18 protein-coding genes are annotated in these 22,301 nt (G+C 68.4%); 7 read left to right on the top strand and 11 right to left on the bottom strand.

All coding sequences use genetic code 11. The features are described 5' to 3' along the window. The first annotated feature begins 23 nt into the window (after positions 1 to 23). The 3 genes from BME24068_RS11705 to BME24068_RS11695 all read left to right on the top strand — a co-directional run bounded on the left by BME24068_RS11705 (position 24) and on the right by BME24068_RS11695 (position 3,014). A complete protein-coding gene (locus BME24068_RS11705; RefSeq protein WP_174926145.1) occupies positions 24 to 1,133 on the top strand; it encodes an NADH:flavin oxidoreductase/NADH oxidase in 1,110 nt (369 codons plus the stop codon). Between the two features lie 163 nt (positions 1,134 to 1,296). Continuing rightward, positions 1,297 to 2,367, top strand: coding sequence for an AI-2E family transporter (locus BME24068_RS11700; RefSeq protein ID WP_174926144.1), 1,071 nt, complete (start codon positions 1,297 to 1,299; stop codon positions 2,365 to 2,367). Between the two features lie 272 nt (positions 2,368 to 2,639). Continuing rightward, the gene (locus BME24068_RS11695) at positions 2,640 to 3,014 is read left to right on the top strand and encodes a hypothetical protein (protein ID WP_174926143.1); all 375 of its coding nucleotides are present in this window, start codon (positions 2,640 to 2,642) and stop codon (positions 3,012 to 3,014) included. 54 nt (positions 3,015 to 3,068) lie between these two features. On the opposite strand, the gene BME24068_RS11690 is transcribed toward BME24068_RS11695, so the two are convergent. After that, positions 3,069 to 3,863 carry an SDR family NAD(P)-dependent oxidoreductase gene (locus BME24068_RS11690; RefSeq protein ID WP_096498836.1) on the bottom strand — a complete coding sequence of 265 codons (795 nt, stop codon included), beginning with the start codon at positions 3,861 to 3,863 and terminating at the stop codon, positions 3,069 to 3,071. A gap of 161 nt (positions 3,864 to 4,024) precedes the next feature. Between BME24068_RS11690 and BME24068_RS11685 the strand changes: the two genes are divergently transcribed. Further along, positions 4,025 to 4,873 carry an AraC family transcriptional regulator gene (locus tag BME24068_RS11685; protein WP_174926142.1) on the top strand — a complete coding sequence of 283 codons (849 nt, stop codon included), beginning with the start codon at positions 4,025 to 4,027 and terminating at the stop codon, positions 4,871 to 4,873. Between the two features lie 118 nt (positions 4,874 to 4,991). Here BME24068_RS11685 and BME24068_RS11680 read toward each other — a convergent pair whose 3' ends face one another. The 7 genes from BME24068_RS11680 to BME24068_RS11650 form a co-directional block, all read right to left on the bottom strand. After that, complete coding sequence (locus tag BME24068_RS11680) at positions 4,992 to 5,597, bottom strand: LysE family translocator (protein WP_174926141.1); 606 nt, start codon at positions 5,595 to 5,597, stop codon at positions 4,992 to 4,994. A 95-nt stretch (positions 5,598 to 5,692) separates the two neighbouring features. After that, complete coding sequence (locus tag BME24068_RS11675; RefSeq protein ID WP_096498830.1) at positions 5,693 to 7,150, bottom strand: heavy metal sensor histidine kinase; 1,458 nt, start codon at positions 7,148 to 7,150, stop codon at positions 5,693 to 5,695. Next, entirely contained in the window at positions 7,147 to 7,842 is a 696-nt protein-coding gene (locus BME24068_RS11670) for a heavy metal response regulator transcription factor (protein WP_096498828.1), read from the bottom strand. Before BME24068_RS11670 ends, BME24068_RS11675 begins: the two co-directional genes overlap by 4 nt. A 21-nt stretch (positions 7,843 to 7,863) precedes the next feature. Next, positions 7,864 to 9,363: an efflux transporter outer membrane subunit gene (locus BME24068_RS11665; RefSeq protein WP_174926220.1), complete on the bottom strand. Its 1,500-nt coding sequence runs from the start codon at positions 9,361 to 9,363 to the stop codon at positions 7,864 to 7,866. Positions 9,364 to 9,368: 5 nt separating this feature from the next. After that, positions 9,369 to 10,598, bottom strand: coding sequence for an efflux RND transporter periplasmic adaptor subunit (locus BME24068_RS11660; protein WP_174926140.1), 1,230 nt, complete (start codon positions 10,596 to 10,598; stop codon positions 9,369 to 9,371). 25 nt (positions 10,599 to 10,623) lie between these two features. Then, a complete protein-coding gene (locus BME24068_RS11655; protein ID WP_096498824.1) occupies positions 10,624 to 13,791 on the bottom strand; it encodes an efflux RND transporter permease subunit in 3,168 nt (1,055 codons plus the stop codon). A 228-nt stretch (positions 13,792 to 14,019) separates the two neighbouring features. Next, positions 14,020 to 14,784: a Crp/Fnr family transcriptional regulator gene (locus tag BME24068_RS11650; protein ID WP_096498822.1), complete on the bottom strand. Its 765-nt coding sequence runs from the start codon at positions 14,782 to 14,784 to the stop codon at positions 14,020 to 14,022. Between the two features lie 216 nt (positions 14,785 to 15,000). Between BME24068_RS11650 and BME24068_RS11645 the strand changes: the two genes are divergently transcribed. Then, positions 15,001 to 16,653, top strand: coding sequence for an acyl-CoA synthetase (locus BME24068_RS11645; protein WP_174926139.1), 1,653 nt, complete (start codon positions 15,001 to 15,003; stop codon positions 16,651 to 16,653). 48 nt (positions 16,654 to 16,701) lie between these two features. Here the strand turns inward: BME24068_RS11645 and BME24068_RS11640 are convergent, their stop codons facing one another. Next, entirely contained in the window at positions 16,702 to 17,133 is a 432-nt protein-coding gene (locus BME24068_RS11640) for a YqaA family protein (RefSeq protein ID WP_096499311.1), read from the bottom strand. Between the two features lie 108 nt (positions 17,134 to 17,241). Then, the gene (locus BME24068_RS11635; RefSeq protein WP_174926138.1) at positions 17,242 to 17,886 is read right to left on the bottom strand and encodes a LysE family translocator; all 645 of its coding nucleotides are present in this window, start codon (positions 17,884 to 17,886) and stop codon (positions 17,242 to 17,244) included. Positions 17,887 to 18,172: 286 nt separating this feature from the next. Here BME24068_RS11635 and BME24068_RS11630 point away from each other — a divergent pair, with 286 nt between their 5' ends. Further along, on the top strand, positions 18,173 to 18,655 hold the full coding sequence (locus tag BME24068_RS11630; protein WP_096498814.1) for an Lrp/AsnC family transcriptional regulator: 483 nt from the start codon (positions 18,173 to 18,175) through the stop codon (positions 18,653 to 18,655). Positions 18,656 to 19,475: 820 nt separating this feature from the next. Here the strand turns inward: BME24068_RS11630 and BME24068_RS11625 are convergent. Beyond that, complete coding sequence (locus BME24068_RS11625; RefSeq protein ID WP_174926137.1) at positions 19,476 to 21,128, bottom strand: IclR family transcriptional regulator; 1,653 nt, start codon at positions 21,126 to 21,128, stop codon at positions 19,476 to 19,478. 177 nt (positions 21,129 to 21,305) lie between these two features. On the opposite strand from BME24068_RS11625, the gene BME24068_RS11620 reads away from it, so the two are divergent. Then, positions 21,306 to 22,265 (top strand): MBL fold metallo-hydrolase, encoded by a 960-nt coding sequence (locus BME24068_RS11620; RefSeq protein ID WP_096498808.1) that lies wholly within the window; start codon positions 21,306 to 21,308, stop codon positions 22,263 to 22,265. The last annotated feature ends 36 nt before the right edge of the window (positions 22,266 to 22,301 follow it).

Below are 22,301 nucleotides of genomic sequence, written 5' to 3'. Positions count from 1 at the left end.
AGAACCAAGCAAAGGAGTGGTGGATGTCTGCCCTGTTCGAACCGTTCAAACTCAAGGATGTCACGCTGCGCAACCGCATCGCGGTGCCGCCGATGTGCCAGTACGTCGCCGAAGACGGCGTCGTCAACGACTGGCATCACGTGCATCTGGCCGGCATCGCACGCGGCGGCGCGGGCCTCGTGATCGCGGAGGCGACGGCCGTGTCGCCGGAAGGCCGTATCACGCCGGGCTGTGCCGGGCTGTGGACCGATGCGCAGGCCGAGGCGTTCGCGCCGTCGGTCGCGGCAATCAAGGCGGCGGGCGCGGTGCCCGGCATCCAGATCGCGCATGCGGGCCGCAAGGCGAGCGCGAACCGTCCGTGGGAAGGCGACGATCACATCGCCGACGGCGATCCGCGCGGCTGGCAGACCATCGCCCCGTCGGCCGTTCCGTTCGGCGCGCATCTGCCGAAGACGCCGCGCGCGATGACGCACGACGACATCGCGCGCGTGCAGGCCGATTTCGTTGCATCCGCGAAGCGCGCACGCGACCTCGGCTTCGAATGGCTCGAACTGCACTTCGCGCACGGCTATCTCGGCCAGAGCTTCTTCTCGGTGCATTCGAACCGGCGCGACGACGAATACGGCGGTTCGGCGGAAAACCGCAGCCGCTTCCTCGTCGATACGCTGAAGGCGGTGCGCCAGGTATGGCCGGAGCACCTGCCGCTGACCGCGCGCCTCGGCGTGATCGAATACGACGGCCGCGACGAAGAGACGCTCGCCGAATCGATCGCGCTCACGCAGCGGATGAAGCAGGAAGGGCTCGACATGCTGAGCGTGTCGGTCGGCTTCTCGACGCCCGACGCGCAGATTCCGTGGGGCCCGGCGTTCCTCGCGCCGATCGCCGAACGCGTGCGCCGCGAAGCCGGCCTGCCGGTGTCGTCGGCGTGGGGCATCGACACGCCGCAACTGGCGAACCGTGTCGTCGCCGAGCAGCAGCTCGACCTCGTGATGATCGGCCGCGCGCATCTTGCCGATCCGCACTGGCCGTACTACGCGGCCAAGCAGCTCGGCGTCGAGCGTCCGTCGTGGACGCTGCCCGCGCCGTATGCGCACTGGCTGGAGCGCTATCGCGTCGCCGACAAGGTGGCCTGAGCACGCGTCCGGTCGCGCGACGGCGCGGCGTTCGCCGCGGCCCGCGGTTGACGACGTGGCGCGCGACGTCGGCGTGCCGTCGCGGCAACGATGGATAGAATGGCGGTTCGCCCGGGTTTTCGGCCCGGGCGAACCGCCATTTTTTCATTTCGACAGAGGTGCCATGCGCGCACATGTCCCGCCCTCCCAGGATGCCGCCGTGCGCCCGCGCGTGCAGCAGATTGCCCGCGCCGTGCTGTATGCGGTGTTGCTGATGCTCGCGCTGTGGGTGATCCGCGATTTCATTCCCGCCATTGCATGGGCATGCGTGATCGCGATCGCGCTGTGGCCGTTGCTGAAACGCTTCGAGTCGGACCGGTGGTTTCGCGACCGGCCGACCCTGACCGCGACGGTGATCACCGCCGGGATTTCGCTGCTCGTCGTGCTGCCGGTGGCGCTCGCGCTGGGGCAGGCGTTCGCGCAGGAGCACGACTTGCGCATGTGGCTGCACTCGATCCAGGACAACGGCATTCCGCTGCCGGACGTGGTCGGGCGGCTGCCTTACGGGTCCGCGCAGATCACCCAATGGTGGCAGGCCAATCTCGGTCATCCGCTGCATGCCGACTCGGCGATGCACGGTGCGAGCGGCGCGAAATTCATCGCTTTCGGGCGGCAGTTCGGCACGAAGCTCGCGCACGGGTTGTTCGAATTCGGCTTCATGCTGGTTACGCTGTTCGTGATCCTGCGTGCCGGCCACAAGTTGTCGGGTGCGCTGCTGCAGGGCGCGCGGCGTGCGTTCGGGCGCGGCGGCGCGGATCTGATCGAACGGATGGTCGCGGCCGTGTACGGCACGGTGACGGGGCTGGTCGTCGTCGGGCTGGGCGAGGGCGCCATTCTCGGCGTTGCGTATGCGCTCGCGGGCGTCCCGCACTCGGCGCTGCTCGGCCTCGTGACGGCCATTGCCGCGATGCTGCCGTTCTGCGCGCCGATCGTGTTCTGCGGCGCGGCGCTGTGGCTGTTCGTGCAGGGGGCGACCGTGTGGGCGATCGTGGTGCTGGCGGTCGGCTTCGTGGTCGTGTTCGTCGCCGAGCATTTCGTGCGGCCGGTGCTGATCGGCAGCTCGACGCGCCTGCCGTTCCTGCTCGTGCTGTTCGGCATTCTCGGCGGCGCCGAGACGTTCGGCCTGATCGGGCTGTTCGTCGGCCCCGCGCTGATGACGGTGCTGACGATGCTGTGGGCCGAATGGGTCGCATGACGGTGCCGGCCGCGGCGCCGGTCCGTCGCATCGGCGTAACGGTGAACGGTGAACGGTGAACGGTGAACGGTGAACGGTGAACGGCGCACCGGCAAGGGCGGGTGACGGCCCGTCCGGCGCCGCTGCGCGTCACCGCGATCCGGTTTGCGCGCGGCGTGCATGATCCGCGCCGCCGGACACCGATTTCAACATTTCTTTTCGATCCGAACCCCAAGGTCTAGTAGCATGGGGCTTTCGATCGCGCCGGCACGGCGCAGCAGATTCCTCCAAGCATGCGATTGATTCCGATGTCCCGTCCCGCAGCGACGCTGTCCCTGGCGGCCAGTTGCCTGATGTTGCACGGCTGTGCGTGGTTCGATTCGTGGCTGCCGTTCTCGTATTCGCGTACCCCGCTGGCGAGGGCCGCGTCGCGGCATGGCGCGATGCGCACCGACGTCGTCCGCGCGGGCGGCAATCCGCGCAGCGTGTGGATGGTCCGCAACGGCAACGGCGTCTGCTACAACTACGTCATCGAGCACGGCAACGATCATCGGCCTTACTTCGTCGTGTTCGACAAAGCCGGCGCCGTCACGCAACGCGGCTTCGATACCTGCATGGACGCCGACCGCAAGGGCGCGCTGCAGCCGGGCAAGGCCGCTTTCCGATAGCGCGGCGGCCGTCCGCCGCGCCTGCCGTCCCGGTTTTGCCGGCCGGGTTTGCCGTTACGCGATCGTGTCGACCACGCCGCCGTCGACGCGCAACGCCGCGCCTGTGGTTGCCGATGCCTGTGGCGAGCACACGTACACGACAAGGTTCGCGACTTCCTCCGTCGTCGCCGGCCGCTGGATGATCGAGCTTGCCCGCTCGCTGCGCACGAAATCCACGGCAACATCGTCGATGCTGCGGCCCGTTTCGTCGGCCGTCGCCTTCAGCATCGCCCGCACGCCTTCGGACATCGTCGGCCCCGGCAGCACCGAATTGACCGTCACGTTCGTGCCGGCCGCGAGTTTCGCGAGGCCGCGCGAGATCGCCAGTTGCGCGGTTTTCGTGAATCCGTAGTGAATCATGTCGACCGGGATGTTCAGGCCCGATTCCGACGAGATGAACACGATGCGGCCGGTGTTGCGCGCGAGCATCCCCTTCAGGTAATGCCGCGCGAGACGCACGCCGGACATCACGTTGGTCTGGAAGTAATGCTCCCATTCGCCGTCGTCGATGTCGAAGAACGCCTTCAGCCCGTAGATGCCCGCATTGTTGACGAGGATGTCGGCCTCCGGCGTGTGCTGCGTGATGCGCGCGACGCCGTCGGCACCGGACAGGTCGGCGGCGACGCCGTCGACGTCCGCGCCGGGCACCGCGGTGCGCAGCAGCGCGAGCGCGGCGTCGACCGACTTGTCGCTGCGGCCGTTGACCACGACGCGCGCGCCGGCGTGCGCGAGCCCTTCGGCGATTGCCAGCCCGATGCCGGCGGTGGAGGCGGTGACGACCGCGGTCTTGCCTTTCAGATCGATGTGCATGAACGTACCGGTTTGAAGAGGGAACGGAACCCGCCGCGTGCGCCGCGGCGGCCGGAATTCAAAGCTTAGGCGATCCGGCCGCGACGCGTCGGCTTGCGGTTGCGTCGCGTCGCGCAGTCTTGTACGGTGTGCGTTCGCCATCCGATCCGGGAGCCTGTCGCGTGAGCCGTTCCGCCACCCCCCTCGCCGTGCCGTCGCCATTCTGGCGCGACGCCGCGCTGCCGTTCATCGAGGCGCGCACCGTCGACGACGGGCGGACGATCTGCTACGCGAAACACACGCACGACACGTTTTCGCTCGGCGCGATCGTCGGCGGCACGAGCACCTACCTGAACGGCCCGACGAAAGAGCACGTCGGGCGCGGCGTGCTCGTGATCATCGATCCGGAACAGGTGCATGCATGCAACCCGTACGGCCCCGACGCGTGGGCATACCGGATGGTCTACGTCGACGTGCCGTGGCTCACGCGTCTGCAGCATTCGCTGGGGCGCGATCCGAATGGCGATTTTCATGGTTTTTCGCCGAAGTTGACGCAACGGCGCGACCTGTTCGCGCAATTCGGCGGGTTCTACCGCACGCTCGTGTCGCCCGGCGTCGATCCGCTCGGCAAGGAAAGCGCGGCGGTCGAATTCTTCACGCAACTGCACGGCGCGCTCGATCGCGACCTGCCTGCGCATGCCGCGCGCGGCACCGACAACGCGAAGCTCGCGCGCGCGGCCGACTACATCGCCGCGCATTGCCGGCAGGCCGTCACGCTCGATGCGATCTGCGCGGCCGCCGATCTGTCGCCGTCCTATCTGATCCGCGCGTTCAACGCCCGTTACGGCATGACGCCGCATGCGTTCCTGATCGATCGTCGCGTGCAGTACGGCCGCACCGAGCTGCGCCGCGGCCGGCCGATCGCCGACGTCGCGCTCGATGCGGGCTTCGCCGACCAGGCGCATTTCCAGCGCGCGTTCCGCCGCATCGCAGCCGCGACGCCGGGACAATATCGAAGCGCCGCGAGCTGAGCGGCGGAGCGGGCAACGCCGGATCGCTGCGGCGCCGTACGGCGGCAGGCCGCCATCGGCTCGCGACGCCGGTCGAATACGCCATTCGGCGTAACGCGCGTATCGCGGAACGACCGCGCTAGAGGTCGAGCAGATAGAGCGCGCTGCCCGCGAGCAACAACGCCATCGCGCGGTTGAACAGCCGCATCCGCCGCGCGTTCGCGAGCCGGTGCCGCAGCGATGCGCCCGCATACGCCCAGCACGCGATCGACGCAAAACAGATCACCAGATACAGCGCGGCGAATTGCCAGACCTGCGTGCGGTCGCCGTCGGCCGCATACGCGCCCATCGCGGCCACGCACGCAAGCCACGCTTTCGGATTGAGCCACTGCATCGCCGCGCCGGCCGCTGCCGACGGGCCGGCGACGCTCGGCGCGTCCGGATCGGCGGGGTCGGCCGACAGCCGGCCGTCGTCGAGCGCGAGCCGCAATGCGAGGTAGAGCAGGAACGCGATTCCCGACCATTGGGTGGCCGTGGTCAGCATCGGCCAGCGCGCGAGCGCCGCGTGCAGCCCGAGGCCGATCAGCAGGAACAGGGCGACGAAGCCGAGCGTCGCGCCGGCCGCATAGCGCAGGCTTGCGCCGAGACCGTGGCGCGCGCCCGCACTGAGCGCGACGATGTTGACGGGACCGGGGGTGATCGACGACGCCAGCGCGAACGCGGCCATCGAAACCAGCATGCTCATCGGAAGTCTCCATGCGAATGTGAAAGTCGCATCGAGACTAAAGAAGCCGAGCGGGCCCGTATTGAAGAAAACTGCCCTCGGCGGCGCGGCCGTCGTCAGTGCATCGCGCGCGATGCGTGCGCCGGGCGCGCCGGGTGCGGCGCATGCGGGTCGGTCGCGTCGGCCGCGCGCAGCGGGGCGCCGGTGAACGGCTGCGCCGACACCGAGAAGCCGAACGTATTGGTGCCGCCCGAGCACGCGACGAACACGCTGCCGCCATGCATTTCCGCGACGGCCTTGACGATCGACAGCCCGAGCCCGTGATTCTCCTTGCTGTTCGCGCGCGCTTCCTCGAGCCGGTAGAAGCGCTCGAACACGTGCGAACGCTGCACGGGATCGATCGGCTCGCCGGGGTTCGCGACCGACACGTCGACGAGCGTGTCGCGGCGCGTGATCGTCACGTTCAGCGTCGCGCCGGGCGCCGAATGCTGGATCGCGTTGATCAGCAGGTTGGTCATCGCGCGGCGGAACAGCGACGGATCGACGGCCGCGCGCGCGTCGCCGTGCAGTTCGGCGCGCAACTGCGCTTCGTCGAGCGGAATTTCGAGAAAATCGAGCATGCGCCGCACCTCGTCGGCGAGCGACACGTGCTTCAGGTCGGTCGCGCGCTCGCCGCGATCGCTGCGCGACAGGAACAGCATGTCGTTGATGATCACGCGCAACCGTTCGAACTCCTCGAGGTTCGACTGCAGCGTCTGGCGCATCCGGTCGACCGAGCGGTCGCGGCTCGTCAGCGCGACCTGGGTCTGGCCGATCAGGATGCTGATCGGCGTGCGCAGTTCGTGCGCAACGTCCGCGTTGAAGGCTTCGAGCCGCGCGTAGGTCTGCTGGATGCGTTCGAGCGCGCCGTTGAACGAGGCGGCGAGATCGCGCAGCTCGGTCGGCAGCGCGTCGGTCTGCAGCCGCTGGCGGCGGTTGGTGGCGCTGACGGCCGCCGCGTCCTGCGACAGCCGTTCGAGCGGCGCGAGCCCGAAGCGCGCGACCGCGCGGCTCAGCAGCAGCGTGATGACGGTGGCCGTCGCGATCAGCGCGGCGAGCGTCCACACGAAACGGCGCAGCATCCGCTGCGTGCGCTCGCACGACGATGCGACGATCAGCTTCAGATCGGGGCGCTCGCCGCTGCCCGCGATCGGGATGGTCTTCGTCATCACGTCGTAGCTGCTGTGGTTGAGCGCGTATTGCCGGAATGCGCCGAACGGTTTGCCGACGGGCGCGCCGTCGATCGGACGACCGAAGCGGAAGTCGGCGTCCGGGCTCTCGATCTGGTAGCGCGTCGAGCCGTCGGGCGGTTCGAGGTCGGCGAGCTTTTCCTGCATCAGCCGGCCGCGCGCGGCCGTCGTCGCGTGCGACACGATCATCTGCGCGACCTTCGCGCGCGTGTCGATCGTCGCGCGCAGTTCGGCGAACAACTGGCGCTCCATCATCACGAACAACCCGCAACCGACCAGCGTGAACACGAGCAGCGACACGATGCCGAACATCGCCGAAAGGCGCAGGGTGATCGAGCGTTTCATGGGTGCCTCTCGCCGTCGCCGTCCTCGCGCGCCTCGAGCACGTAGCCCATGCCGCGGATCGTGTGCAGCAGTTTTTCCGCGAACGGGCCGTCGAGCTTCGCGCGCAGCCGCTTGATCGCCGTCTCGACGACGTTCGCGTTGCTGTCGAAGTTCACGTCCCACACGAGTTCGGCGATCGTCGTCTTCGACAGCACCTCGCCGCTGCGCCGCGCGAGCACGCCGAGCAGCTGGAATTCCTGCGCGGTCAGGTCGAGGCGCGTGCCGTCGCGGGTCGCGCGGCGGCCGATCAGGTCAACGCGCAGGTCGCCGATCGAGATCAGCGTCGATTCCTGCACGCGCGCGCGGCGCGTCAGCGCGCGCAGCCGCTCGATCAGCTCGAGGAACGAGAACGGCTTGGTCAGGTAGTCGTCGGCGCCGCCGCGCAGCCCGCGCACGCGGTCGTCGACGCGGTCGCGCGCGGTCAGCATGATGACGGGCGTCTGTTTCTGCGCGCGCAACGCGCGCAGCACGCCGAAGCCGTCGAGCTTCGGCAGCATCACGTCGAGCACGACCACGTCGTAGTCGAACTCGACGGCCTTCCACGCGCCGTCCTCGCCGTCGAGCGCGGTATCGACGACCCAGCCTTCCTCGGTCAGGCCGCTTTTCAGGTATTCGACGACTTTCGGTTCGTCTTCGACGATCAGGACTTTCATAGGCTTGTCCGCGTAACCGGGTTAGGGGGCCGCGCCCGCGTCGTGCTGCGGGGACGCTCCCGCGACGGCGGTTGGCGCGGTGGTGCCGTCCCAGCCGCCGCCGAGCGCCTTCGCGAGAAACACGACGAGCGCCGCGCGCTGGCCCTGGATCTGCACGGCCTGGCGTTCGCTCGTCAGCAACTGCTGCTCGGCGGTCAGCACGTCGATGAACGGCGTCAGGCCACCCGCGTAGCGGTCCTGCGCGAGCGACACGAGCTTGCGCGCATCGTCGACGGCGGCCGACGCCTGCTGCGCGGCCTGCGCGAGCACCGACAGGCCCGTTACGGCATTCTGCACCTCCTGGAACGCGGTGAGCACGGTCTGCCGGTAATCGGCCTGCGCGGCCACGTAGCCGGCCTGCGCGAAGTCGACGCCGGCCTTCAGCTTGCCGCCTTCGAACAGCGGCTGGCTGACCGACGCGCCCACCGACCACAGCAGCGCCGGCACGGTGAACAGGCCGGCGAAGCGCGTCGCATCCCAGCCGATGTCGGGCGACAGCGCGATGCGCGGGAAATACGCGGCGCGCGCGACGCCGATCTGCGCGTTCGCGGCGGCCATCGCGCGTTCAGCGGACGCGACGTCCGGCCGCCGCTGCAGCAGGTCGCTCGGCATGCCGGTCGGCAATTCGGGCGCATGGATCGGCACCACGCGCGGCGGCAGCGAGAACGCGGGGGCCGGCGTGCCGACCAGTGTCGCGATCGCGGTTTCCACCTGCGCGCGCTGCTGGATCAGCAACTGCGCCTGCGTGCGCGTCGCATCGAGCTGCGAGCGTTGCTGCAGCAGGTCGAGGCCCGAGACCGCGCCGAGGTCGTGGCGCGCGCTCACGTAGTCGAGCGCCTTCTGCTGCAGGTCGATCGAGCGCTTGACCACGTCGATCTCGGTATCGAGTTCGCGCAGCGCGAAGTAGCTCGACGCGAGATCGGCGGTCAGCACGAGGCGCGCGTTCGCGAAATCGTCGCGTGCCTGCTCCGAGCTGGCCTGCGCGGATTCGACGCTGCGCCGCACGCGGCCGAACAGGTCGAGCTCGTAGCTGACGCTCGCGCCGACCTGGATGTCGTTCTGCACGGTCGACGTGCTGACCGTCGCGTAGTTGGTCTGCGGCCGGTCGGCGGAGATCTTGAAGCGCTGGCCGCTCGCATTCAGACCGACGGCCGGATATTGCGCGGACGCGACCGACGCGAGTGTGGCCTTCGCCTGGTCGTAGCGTGCGGCGACGGCCTTCAGGTTCTGGTTGTTGCGCAGCGCGTCGGCTTCCAGCGCATCGAGCTGCGCATCGCCGAACGCGGTCCACCATGCCGGATCGAGCGGCGCGCGGGCCGGCGAGGCCGGGTGCCAGTACGCATCGGCCGGGTCGAGCCGCCACGCGGTCGGCGTATCGACGGCCGGGCGGTGGTAATCGGGGCCGACGGTGCAGCCGGCGAGGGCCGCGAGCGCGACCGTCGCCGCGGCCGCAACCGCCGTCGGGCGCAGGCGGGCGCGCATCGCGATCACGACTTCGCTCCCGCAGCCGCGGATGCCGGCTGCGCGGCCGGCGCCTGCACGACGACCGTGTCGCCGTCCGCGAGCGCGTCGCTCGGGTTCGCGACGAGGCGGTCGTTCGGCGTGAGCGGCCCGTCGACTTCGAGCGTCTGGCCGATCGTGCGCACGACCGACACGGCCTTCAGGTGCACGTGGCCGTTCGCGCCGACGGTCGCGACCGTCGGCCCTTCGGCGCGGAACAGCAGCGTGCTGGCCGGAATCTGCAGGCGGCCGACCGGCGTCATCGGCAGCGTCGCCTGCACGTATGCGCCGGGCAGCAGCCGGCCGTCCGGGTTCGGCAGCGTGATCTCGATCTGCAGCGAACGCGTCGCGACGTCGATCGCCTGCGACGTGCGCGTGATCGTGCCGTCGAAGGTCTGGCCGGCCAGTTCGGCCTGCGCGACGCTCACGTGCTGGCCGACCTTCACCTGCTGCGCATACGCCTGCGGCACCTGCACGTACAGGCGCAGCCGGTCGGCCTGCACGACGGTGAACAGCGAGCGGCCCGCGTTGCCTGAATTCACGAGATCGCCGACGTCGACGTTGCGCTGCGTGACGATCCCGTCGATCGGCGCGACGATGCGCTGGAAGCCCTTCAGCTCGGTGAGCCGGCGCATGTTCGCGTCGGCCGCGGCGAGGTTGGCGGTGCCCTGGTTGAATGCGCCTTGCCGGTCGTCGAGTTCCTGCTGCGACACCGCATCGCGCTGCCGCAGCTGCTGTGCGCGGTCGAACGACGTCTTCGCGAGCGCGAGCGTGGCCTGCGCCTGCTGGCGCTGCGCGGTGGCCTGCGCGAGTTCCTGGTTCAGCTCGGGCGTGTCGAGTTCGGCGAGCAGTTGCCCCTGCTTCACGTGCGCGCCGATATCGGCCTGCCAGCGCAGCACGTAGCCGCTCGCGCGCGCGTAGATCGGCGCCTCGATGAAGCCGCGCAGCGTGCCGGGCAGCGTCAGCTTGCCGCCGGTGGCCGCGTCGACCGGATGCACGACGTTGACGTACTGGTGCGTGTTCTGCTCGGCAACGGCGTCGAGCTGGTTGCGGTTCAGGACGTTGACGACGATCGTGCGCGCCGCGCCGGCGGCCAGCAGCGCGCCGATCACGATCAGCACGATCCGCCCGCGCCGCGATACCGACGTGCGGCTCGGCAGGTGCATGCCGTGTTCATCGACCTGGATGCCGACGGCGCTGTGATGTTTCTCTTCCATGAATTAACCGGTCTATAGGCGAAAGTCAGTGTCCGGCCTGGCGCGCGCGCCGGCGGGCCAGCCGCGAATGCACGCCGCCGAACACGAGCGGCACGAACAGCAGCGTCGAAACGGTTGCGAACAGCAGGCCGCCGATCACCGCGCGGCCGAGCGGCGCGTTCTGCTCGGCGCCTTCGCCGAGACCGAGCGCCATCGGCACCATCCCGATGATCATCGCGAGCGCCGTCATCATCACCGGCCGGATCCGCGTCGCGCCGGCTTCCAGCGCGGCCGTGAGCGGCGGCGCGCCGGCCGCGAGGCGCTGCCGCGCGAACGACACCACCAGAATACTGTTGGCGGTCGCGACGCCCACCGTCATGATCGCGCCGGTCAGCGCCGGCACGCTCAGATGCGTGCCGGTGATGAACAGCATCCACGCGATGCCGGCGAGCGCGGCCGGCATCGCGCTGACGATGATCAGCGGGTCGAGCCACGACTGGAAGTTCACGACGATCAGCAGGTAGACGAGCACGATCGCCATCGCGACGCCCGCGCCGAGGCCGAGGTACGACGTGCGCATCGTCTCGACCTGGCCGCGCACCGACAGGTCGGTGCCGCGCGGCAGCGTCGCGCGTGCGTCGGACACGACCCGGTCGATCTCGCCGGCGACCGAGCCGAGATCGCGGCCCTCGACGCTCACGTAGAGGTCGATCGCCGGACGGATGTTGTAGTGCGTGATCACGGCAGGGCCGATGAAGGGACGGATTCGCACGAGATTGCCGAGCAGTTGCAGCGGCGTGCCCGTGCGGCCGCTCGCGGAAACCGGCGTGGCGAGCAGGTCGTTGATCGACGAGATGTCGTATTGCGGGGTCTGGATCTGCAGCGGGTACTGGACGCCCGTGCGCGGGTTGATCCAGAACGACGGGGTCGTCTGGGAACTACCGGACAGCGAGATCAGCATGTTCTGCGCGACGTTCTGCGCGGAGAGGCTGAGTTGCTGCATGCGCGTACGGTCCATGTCGGCCACCAGGGTCGGTTCGTCGTTGCGCTGCAGGACGTGCACGTCGACGGCGCCGGGGATTTGCCTGATCTTCTTCATCAGGCTGCTCGCGATAGCCATGTTACTCGCGAGATCGTTGCCGAGCACCTGCACGTCGATCGCGGCCGGTTGCCCGAAGTTGAGGATCTGCGTGATGATGTCCGACGGCTGGAAGAAGAATTCGACGCCCGGGAAGCGTTGCGGCAGCAGCGTGCGCAGCAGCCGCACGTAGTGCTGGGTCGAGCGGTGACCGGGCTTCAGCGCGATCATCAGTTCGCCGTCGAGCGTGCCGATCGTGCCGCTGTTGCTGTACGACAGGTTGATGCCGCTCACCGGCAGCCCGAGGTTGTCGACGATCGCGCCGAGCTCGTCGGGCGGCACGGCCTCGCGGATCACGCGCTCGACCTGGTCGGCGAGGCGCGCGGTTTCCTCGATCCGGTAGCCGGTCGGCGCGCGCATGTGCATCCGGATGTTGCCGGAATCGGCGTTCGGGAAGAAGTCGCGACCGAGCACGAACACGAGGCCGGTCGACAGCACGCAGAAGCCGAGGAAGCACATCGCGTAGAAGCGGCGGCGCACCAGCAGGATGCTCAGCAGCACGATGTACCATGCGCGCAGCCGCTCGAACGCGTCGTTGAACGCATGATGGATGCGTGCGAAACGCGACGTCGAATGATCGGGGCCGGTGCTCGCCTGTTGCGGGCGGAACAGCAGCATCGCGAGCGTCGGCACCAGCGTGCGCGACAGCACGTACGACGCGAGCATCGCGAATACCACCGCCTCGGCGAGCGGCACGAACAGGTAGCGCGCGACGCCGGTCAGGAAGAACATCGGCACGAACACGATACAGATGCACAGCGTCGACACGAACGCGGGCACCGCGATTTCGCCGGCGCCTTCGAGGATCGCCTCGTGCAGGTTGGTGCCGAGATGCAGGTGCCGCTCGATGTTCTCGATCGTGACGGTGGCATCGTCGACCAGAATCCCCACCGCGAGCGCCAGCCCGCCGAGCGTCATGATGTTGATGGTCTCGCCGAGCGCGGACAGCGCGATCAGCGACGTGAAGATCGACAGCGGAATCGAGATGGCGATGATCAGCGTGCTGCGCCAGTTGCCGAGGAACAGCAGGATCATCATCGCGGTCAGCACGGCGGCGATCAGCGCTTCGTGAATCACCCCCTGCACGGCGGCGTCGACGAACACCGACTGGTCGAACAGCGGCGTGACCGTGAGCCCTTCGGGCAGCGTCGGGATCACCTTCGGCAGCAGCGCCTTCAGGTCCGACACGACTTTCAGCGTCGACGCGTCGCCGGTCTTCAGGATCGACATCAGCACGCCGCGCTGGCCGTTCTGGCGCACGACGTTGGTCTGCGGCGCGAAGCCGTCGCGCACCGACGCGACTTCGCGCAGGTAGGTCGTCGCGCCGTTGACGGTCTGGATCGGCAGGCCGTTGATGTCGGCGATCGTGTCGGCCGACGCGTTCGTGTCGATCCGGTATTCGGTCTGGCCCATCTTCGCGGTGCCGGTCGGCAGCACGAGGTTCTGCGCGTTGATCGCATTGACGATGTCGGCGGGCGTGAGGCCTTTCGCGAGCAGCGCCTGCGGATCGAGGTCGATCGCGACCACGCGCGTGCGGCCGCCGTACGGGAACGGAATCTGGGCGCCGCGAACCGTGATCAGTTGCGGGCGCAGGAAGTTGAGCGCGATGTCGGCGAGCGACTGTTCGCTGAGCGTCTTGCTCGACAGCCCGAGCTGGATCACCGGGATGCTCGACGCCGAATAGGTGATCACGAGCGGCGGCGTCGCGCCCTGCGGCATCTGGCGGACGATCGACTGCGCGGACGCCACCGTCTGCGCGATGGCCGTCTGCACGTTCGCGCCGGGCTGCAGGAACACCTTCACGACCGCGATGCCGGGCAGCGACGTCGACTCGATGTGCTCGATGTTGTTGACGGTCGTGGTCAGGCTCCGTTCATGAACGGCCGTGATCCGGTTGGTCATGTCCGTCGCCGAGAACCCGCTGTAACTCCAGATCACGCTGATGACGGGGATGTTGACCGCCGGCAGCACGTCGACGGGCGTGCGCATCAGCGCAAGCGGGGTGGCCAGCACGATCATGATGGCCATCACGATGAACGTGTACGGGCGCCTGAGGGCGAGATTGACGATCCACATGGAGGCAGCGGGACAGGCCGTGATCAGGCGTCGGTGAAGGGAACCCGAATGATAGGCGTCGGGGCTGAACGCGTTACTGACATGAAACTGGCGGAATTGTCAGTTTCGGGCGCGGTGCAGGCCGGCCGATTCGTCGGATGGAAAGCGGGCTGGCGCGGGAGCCGGGAAGCGGCTGCCGGATCGGCTGCGCGCGCTGCATCGACGCCGGTTTCGTTCATCGGGCCGCGCTCAGATCTGCTCCATGCCGACCCGCGCGAGCGCGGTCAGGTCGACGACTTCGATCTGGTTGTATGCGAGCCGCAACACGCCGAGTTTCTCGAGTTGCTGCAGCGCCTGGTTGATCCGCTGCCGCGATACGCCGACGAGCATGCCCAGTTCCTCCTGCGAGATCGCGAGCGACGGGCCGGTGTCCGGATACAGATCGGGATTGAACAGTTGCGCGAGCGCCTGCGCGACGCGTGCATCGACGTCGAGCAGCCGGCTGTTCTGGATCGATGCGATGAACTCACCCATCCGGTTGTTCAACTGGTGGATCACGAAGCGCGTGAACGGCAGGCTGGTGTCGAGCAGCGCATGGAACGTGTCGACCGGCACGAACAGCACGGTCGAGCGCTGAACCGCGACCACTTCGTATTTGCGCAGCTCGCGCTTGATCACGCTGCCTTCGCCGAACCAGCCGCCCGACGGCACGCCGGAAAACGTGCAGCCGCGTCCCGACGCATTGAAGATCGCCAGCTTCAGCAGCCCGCGATGCACGCCGATCCAGTACTCGGACGGCGCGAGTCGCTGCGCGATCACGTCGCCGGCCTCGCGCTGCTCGGCGCGCGACTGCGCGAGCACCAGCGCCTGATGTTCCGGCGCGAGCGCGCGGAACCACGCGCATTGCCCGAACAGCGTCGACAGCGCCGGCAACGGGCCCGGATCGAACGGCGTGCCGGCCGTGGTGGCCGGGGTGGCGGCCGCGTCGGGCGGCGCAACGAGGTGGTCGTGCATGGGTGCGGGTTTGCGAGGATAGGGATAACGCGCAGCGTTCGAAAGGCACTCTGTCGTTTCGATGACAGACGGCTCACAATAGCGCCCGTTAGGCTGTCGGCAATTGAACCACATCAAAACGAATCGGGGTGCATGCACTCCGGCTGAACACGAGACCGATGCGTGCGCCGCGGCGTCGATGCACGCGCCGGTCGACAGAAAACGGGAGACAGGATCATGACGCAGATGTTCGAGGCCGGACTCGGCCGCCGCGACGCCAACTACGTGCCGCTCACGCCGCTCGACTTCCTGGTCCGCGCGGCCGAAGTCTACGGCGCGCGCCTGGCCATCGTGCACGGCGACGTACGACGCACGTGGGGCGAAACCTACACGCGCGCGAAGCAGCTGGCGAGCGCGCTCGCGCAGGCCGGCGTCGCGCGCGGCGAAACGGTCGCGGCGCTGCTGCCGAACATCCCGGCGATGGTCGAGGCGCACTTCGGCGTGCCGATGGCCGGCGCGGTGCTCAACACCATCAACACGCGGCTCGACATTTCGTCGGTGTTGTTCATGCTGCGCCATGGCGAAGCGAAGGTGCTGATCGTCGACACCGAATACGCGGATCTCGCGCATCGCGCGGCGTTGGAGGTGCCGGGCCTGAAGATCGTCAGCGTCGCCGACGCGATGCCGGCCGACCCCGCGCGCTTCGCCGGCGCGACCGACTACGAAGCGTTCGTCGCGGGCGGCGACCCCGACTACGCATGGACGCCGCCCGCCGACGAATGGGATGCGATCGCGCTGAACTACACGTCCGGCACGACCGGCGACCCGAAGGGCGTCGTCTATCACCATCGCGGCGCGCATCTCGCGGCGATCAGCAACATCCTCGAATGGGACATGCCGAAGCACGCCGTGTATCTGTGGACGCTGCCGATGTTCCACTGCAACGGCTGGTGCTTCCCGTGGGCCGTCGCGGCGCGCGCGGGCGTGAACGTGTGCCTGCGCAAGTTCGATGCGAAGACGGTGTTCGACCTGATCCGCCGCGAACGCATCACGCATTACTGCGGCGCGCCGATCGTGCAGAGCGCGATCGCGAATGCGCCGGCCGAATTCCGCGAAGGCATCGATCACACGGTGCACGCGATGGTCGCCGGTGCGGCGCCCGCGCCGGCCGTGATCGCGAAGATGAAGGAGATCGGCTTCGACCTGCTGCACGTGTACGGGCTGACCGAGGTCTACGGCCCGGCGACCGTGTGCGCGAAGCAGGCGCACTGGGAAGCACTGCCCGATGACGAGCGCGCGCGGCTGAACGCGCGGCAGGGCGTGCGCTATCACCTGGAAGCGGGGGCGACGGTGCTCGACCCGGACACGATGGCGCCGGTGCCCGCCGACGGCGAGACGCTCGGCGAGATCATGTTCCGCGGCAACATCTGCATGAAGGGCTACCTGAAGAACCCGCACGCGACGGATGAAGCCTTCCACGGCGGGTGGTTCCATACGGGCGATCTCGGCGTGCTGACGCCGGACGGCTATATCCGCATCAAGGATCGCCGCAAGGACATCATCATTTCGGGCGGCGAGAACATCTCGAGCATCGAGGTGGAGGATGCGCTGTACCGGCATCCGGCGGTTGCGGTCGCGGCCGTGGTCGCGATGCCCGACCCGAAGTGGGGCGAGGTGCCGTGCGCGTTCGTCGAGCTGCGCAACGGGATGAGCGCGACGGAGGAGGAGATCGTCGCGCACTGCAAGCAGTTGCTCGCCGGGTTCAAGGTGCCGAAGGTCGTGCGCTTCGGCGAGCTGCCGAAGACGTCGACCGGCAAGATTCAGAAATTCCAGCTGCGCAACGCGGTCGGATCGGACAAGGCGATCGATCTGGCGGGGGACAAGAAGTAACGTCGCCGGCGCGCGTCGTGCGGCCCGACGCCTCCAGGCGTCAAGGCCTCAATGCACGACGAGCCACGCGATCACCAGATACCGGCCGACCTTTGCGATCGTGACGATCGCGAGGAAAGTCGGTAGCGGCTCGCGCAGCACGCCGGCGATCATCGTCAGCGGATCGCCGATCACCGGCGCCCAGCTCAGCAGCAGCGACCAGCGGCCATAGCGCCTGTACCAGCCCTCGGCGCGCGCGAGCGCGGCCGGCTTGACCGGAAACCAGCGGCGATCGCGGAAATGCTCGATGCCGCGGCCGAGCACCCAGTTGATCGCCGAGCCGGCGACGTTGCCGACGCTCGCGACCAGCACCAGCGCCCACACGGGCTCGCGCCCGGCGAGCAGCAGGCCGGCGAGCACGGCTTCGGACTGGAGCGGAAACAGGGTCGCGGCGACCATCGACACGGCGAACAGGCCGCCGTAAGTGAGCAATTCGGACATCGCGCGATTGTACCGGCCGCGCATCGGGCCGCCGCGATCGGCTGCTTTTTCGAGGGGCCGGCGGCGGGTGACGCGACACCCGCTTGCGCAGTCGCCCGGATTTCGGCCTCAGTTCCAGCCGACCATGATCGCGCCCATCCCGACCAGCAGCCCGCCCGTCACGCGATTCATCGCGCGCATCCGCGCCGGCCGTTGCAGCGCGCGGCTCAGCCGGTGCGAGAACAGCGCCATCGACGCGACGCCGCCGGCGAACAGCACCGCGAAGGTCGTCGCGAGCAGCAGGAACTGCGCGTTCAGGCTCCAGTCGGCGTTCGGGACGATGAACTGCGGAAAGAACGACGGAAAGAACAGCAGCGTCTTCGGATTCAGCCCGGACGTCGCCACGCCGCGCCAGAACAGCGCGCGCCCGGTGTCGGCGCCGGATGCGGCGGCGCCGGTTTCGGTCGACGCGGCAGGCGCGTTCGCCGGGGCGCGGCTGAGCCATTGCTTGCAGCCGAGCCAGACGAGGTATGCGGCGCCTGCCCAGCGCAGCACGGTCAGTGCATGTTCGTTGAGATGAACCAGCGAATTCAGGCACAGCGCGGTCAGCGCGAGTTGCAGCAGCACGGCGAGCGTGCCGCCCCATACGCACGGCAGCGCGCGGCGCCAGCCGGTGCGCAGTGCCTGGTTCATCGTGAGGAGGTTGACGGGGCCGGGAGCGTAGATGAGGACGGCGGATGCAGCGAGGAACGACAGATAAAGCCTGAACGACATGACGGGATAGTACGGGAACAGGGAAATCGGGCGCCGGCCCGGCAGCCGGATAGGCCGCGCGGGAGGCGGGGAATCGCATGCCTGCAGGTCCGGCGCCGCAACTCGTGATTGCGGCCGGGCGTCCCGGTGCGAGGGGGGTGTCGCGGGGAGCGTGCCGGACCACAGGCATGGAGAAAATGTATCAAGCGGGCCGATTAAAAGGCTTCCTGTTTTCCAGCAAAACGGACCCGAAACCGGAATGCTGTTCAGATAGAATGCCGATTTTCAGTAGAAGATTCTTCCTGCCATGGCTACCCGCGAACGCTCGCCGAAAACCCTCGACAATCAGGACCGCAAGATCCTCGGAGCGCTGCAAAAAAATGCGCGCCTGTCGAACGCCGAACTGGCCGAGCAGATCGGCATGTCGACCACCGCATGCTGGAACCGCACGCGGCAACTCGAACTCGACGGCTACATCGACGGGTATGTCGCGCTCGTCAACCAGAAGATGCTCGGTTACGCGGACATCGTGATTCTCGAAGTCACGCTCGATCGCCACGAGGACGACGCGCTGGCGCGCTTCGGCGCCGAACTCGCGGCACTGCCCGAGGTGCTCGAGGCGTATCTCGTGTCGGGCGAATACGACTACTGGATCAAGGTCGCGGTGGACGGCACGGCCGGCTACGAACGTTTCCTGCGCGAGAAGCTGTACAGGATTTCGAGTATCCGCCACAGCCGCTCGATGTTCGCGCTGCGGTGCATGAAGGATGTGCCGTCGATTCAGGTCTGACGGGACAGCGTCGGGCCGGCGATCCGTCGCGGTAACGATGGATTCGGCTGCGCTGAAGAAGGGCGGCGATCGGGCTGCGCGGCGCGTGTGCGCGGCCCTGAACCGTTTACGGGCGGGACAATGCCGGCGGGGCCGGAAAACGGATGAATCTTCCGCGGCGACCCGGCGCGACGCGATGCCGCGGCATCGCGCGTCGCGAGCGCACGCAGCGGCCAGCTGCTGCGTTGACCGATGCGTGAAACCCGGCACCGGCCATTACCCATGGCGCTCGCATCGTGCCGAGGCCATTCGAACCAGGACCATGCGGCCCTGTTTCATGAAAATTCGTCCGGCGCTCCGATGCCGGACGCGGCGGCCTTGCGGCGCGCGTCCCGACACGCGGATCGGACCGGTTATCGTGCCGCCGGCCGGCGGCCAGTTGCCAAGCTTAGTGCGGCAGGCGTGCGTGCGCTTCAGCGATGACTTCGCAGTTTTCCAGGTGGAGCGACCAGGCTTCTGCGATCAGCTCGCCAACACGTGCGAGCCAGCCAGCGGATTCGGTGGAACGGTTCGAGACATTAGACGTTTGCATGACGAAACCCCAGAGAAGTAGTGGATTAGGGATAACCCTAATCATAAAGAAACTTCACCGCTTTGTGAAATGCGATTTCGTTATATGAGAATTACTGACATTCTCTGTTGCTGCTGCGCAACACGGAAAGCGTGCATGCGGATCGTCGTGGCGAACAGGCGCGCCGAGGCCGTGGCAAGCACGGCCTCGCATCGAGGAAATGGAAAAAGGGAGGGCAGCCGGGGCGGATGAGCGGCGGTAGTACGGCGATCAGGCGCCGATCCATCCGAACCGCCACGACAGCCGGCGCGTCGCCGCGAGCAGCGTATGCGCGAGCGCGCTGTCCGGCCCGCGCGGGAAGCCGCGCGACGAGCCGATGATCGCGATCACGAGCCGGATGCTGCCGGTGTGATCGAACACGGGCGCGGCGATCGTGCCGATGCCGGGCACCGGCGCGTCGAACGCAAAATCGAGTTCGTCCGCGCGGATCGCCGCAAGCCGCGCGCGAAACGCGTCGTCGACCTGCGCCGCGCCGCCGGCAAGGCGCACCGGTTCGTCGGCCAGCAGGCCGGCCAGCACGTCGTCGGACATGCCGGCCGCGAAGATCCGGCCGATCGCCGTATTGACGAGCGACATCACGGTGCCGACCTGCAGGCTCACGTGCTGTGGCCGTGCCGATTCCTCGAGCCGGATCACGGTCGGCCCGAGCGGCCCGAGCGTCGCGGCCGCCACGCTCATGTCGGTCGCCCCGGCGAGCGCGACGATTTCGGCTTCCGCATCGCGTGTCGGCGATACGCGCTGCATTGCGATCAGGCCCAGCGCCTGCGCGAGCGGGCCGCCGCCGAAGCAGCCGGCGTCGTCGCGGCTCAGCAGGCCGATTTTCTGAAGGCTCACCAGATGCGGGAACGCCTTGGCGGCCGGCATCCCGGCGGCGGCCGCGAGGTCGCGCAGCGGCAGCGCGCGGCCCGCCGACACGAGCGCGAGCAACAGCTCGCCGGTGCTGTCGAGCGCATTGATGCCGCGTTGCGTCTTCGCGTCGTCACCGAGCGCGGGCGGCACGCGCGGCGTGGCCGGCGTCGCGGCCGGCACGGCCGGCGGTGCGTCGCGTCCCGCGTCGAGCGACGCGGTGGCTTGCCGCGCGGCGTCGCGCAACGCCGTCGCGATCGGGCCGTCCCAGCCGACGTCGATCGACCCGGTCGAACCGATCACGGTCAGCGCGAGTGGCAGGCACCCGTCGGCATCCAGCACCGGCACGCACATCGCGCTGACGCCGGGGCTCGGCCGGTCCACACCGCGCTCGATCCCGCGCGTGCGGATCGCGTCGAGTTCGGCCTGCTGCGCGCGGGCATCGGTCGCCGGCTGCTCGCCTTCCGCGCCGGCGAGCGTGTCGCCCGCGCCGGCCTGGCTGGCCGCCATCGCGTCGAGTTGCGCGGGATCGCCGAACGCGCGGAACACGCGGCCGGTGGCGGTCGTGTCGAGCGACATCACCGACCCGACGTGCAGGTTCACGTGCAGCGGATAGCCGCCGTGCTCGATGCGCACGATCGTCGGGCCGAGCGCGCCCGGCACCGACAGCGCGACGCTCAGGCCCACCGTCTCCGCGAGCCGCGTCGCGTGCGGCAGCGCCGCGCGATAGGCCGGCTGGCGTTCGATCGACATCAGCCCGAGCCGCAGCGACAGCGGGCCCGGTTCGTAGTTGCCGGTGATCGCGTCGCGTTTGACGAGCGCGAGGCGCGTCAGGCTCACGAGATAGGTGTGCGCCTGCGCGGTCGACAAGTCGGCCGCGCCCGCCAGCTCCGACAGCCCGAGCGGCTTGCGCCGGCGCGCGAACGCGTCGAGCAGCCGGCCGCCGACCTCGACGCTCTGGATGCCGCGCTGCGCCTTGGGCGGCGCGTCGTCTGCGCTGACTTCGTGGTTCTGCACGCGATGATTCTTCCGTTGACGAAACCCCGCATGGTATCCGACGCCATTTCCCGCGCCAGCCCGCACGTTTACCCGTATTAAACAATAGCAAGCAGATTTGCCATTGACAAATATTTGGCGCAGGACGATGATCCGCTCACTCCCCTCAACACATGGCTCGCAGCCACGGAACGCCACATGGCCAAAGCATTCGCATCCCAAGCCGATCTGGAAGAGAAGAAGGTCACCTGGACGAAGCTGTCCGAGAACGCATACGCGTACACCGCCGAAGGCGACCCGAACTCGGGCGTGATCATCGGCGACGACAGCGTGCTGATCGTCGATACGACCGCGACGCCCGCGATGGCGCAGGACTTGATCGCGAAGATCCGCAGCGTGACGGACAAGCCGATCAAGCACGTGGTGCTGTCGCATTACCACGCGGTGCGCGTGCTCGGCGCATCGGCGTATTTCGACGAAGGCGCGCAGCAGGTGATCGCGAGCCGCGGCACGTACGAAATGATCGTCGAGCGCGGCGAGGCCGACATGAAGTCGGAGATCGAACGCTTCCCGCGCCTGTTCGCGGGCGTCGAGACGGTGCCGGGCCTCACGTGGCCGACGCTCGTGTTCGAGCGCGAGATCACGCTGTTCCTCGGCAAGCTCGAAGTGAAGATCATGCACGTCGGCTCGGGCCACACGAAGGGCGACACGATCGTCTGGCTGCCGTCGCAAAAGGTGCTGTTCTCGGGCGACCTCGTCGAATACGACGCGGCCTGCTATTGCGGCGACGCGCAGCTCGAACAATGGCCGGCCACGCTCGAGGCGCTGCGCGCGCTGGGCGCCGAGAAGCTCGTGCCGGGCCGCGGCCCCGCGCTGCTGAATCCGGCCGACGTGAACAAGGGCCTCGACTACACGAAGGATTTCGTGACGACGCTGCTCGCGCAGGGCCGCAAGGCGGTGGAGCGCAAGCTCGACCTGAAGGCGTCGATGGCGCTCACGCGCGAAGCGATGGATCCGAAATTCGGCCACGTGTTCATCTACGAACACTGCCTGCCGTTCGACGTGTCGCGCGCGTTCGACGAGGCGAGCGGCATCACGCATCCGCGTATCTGGACCGCGCAGCGCGACAAGGAAATGTGGGCCGCGCTGCAGGACTGAGCGGGTCACGACGGCGGGGCGTCCGGGCGGACGTCC

This window comes from Burkholderia anthina, from assembly GCF_902498995.1.
Lineage (GTDB): Bacteria > Pseudomonadota > Gammaproteobacteria > Burkholderiales > Burkholderiaceae > Burkholderia > Burkholderia anthina.
Note: the sequence above shows the minus strand (reverse complement) of the source record. Positions and strands in the feature narration are given on the sequence as shown.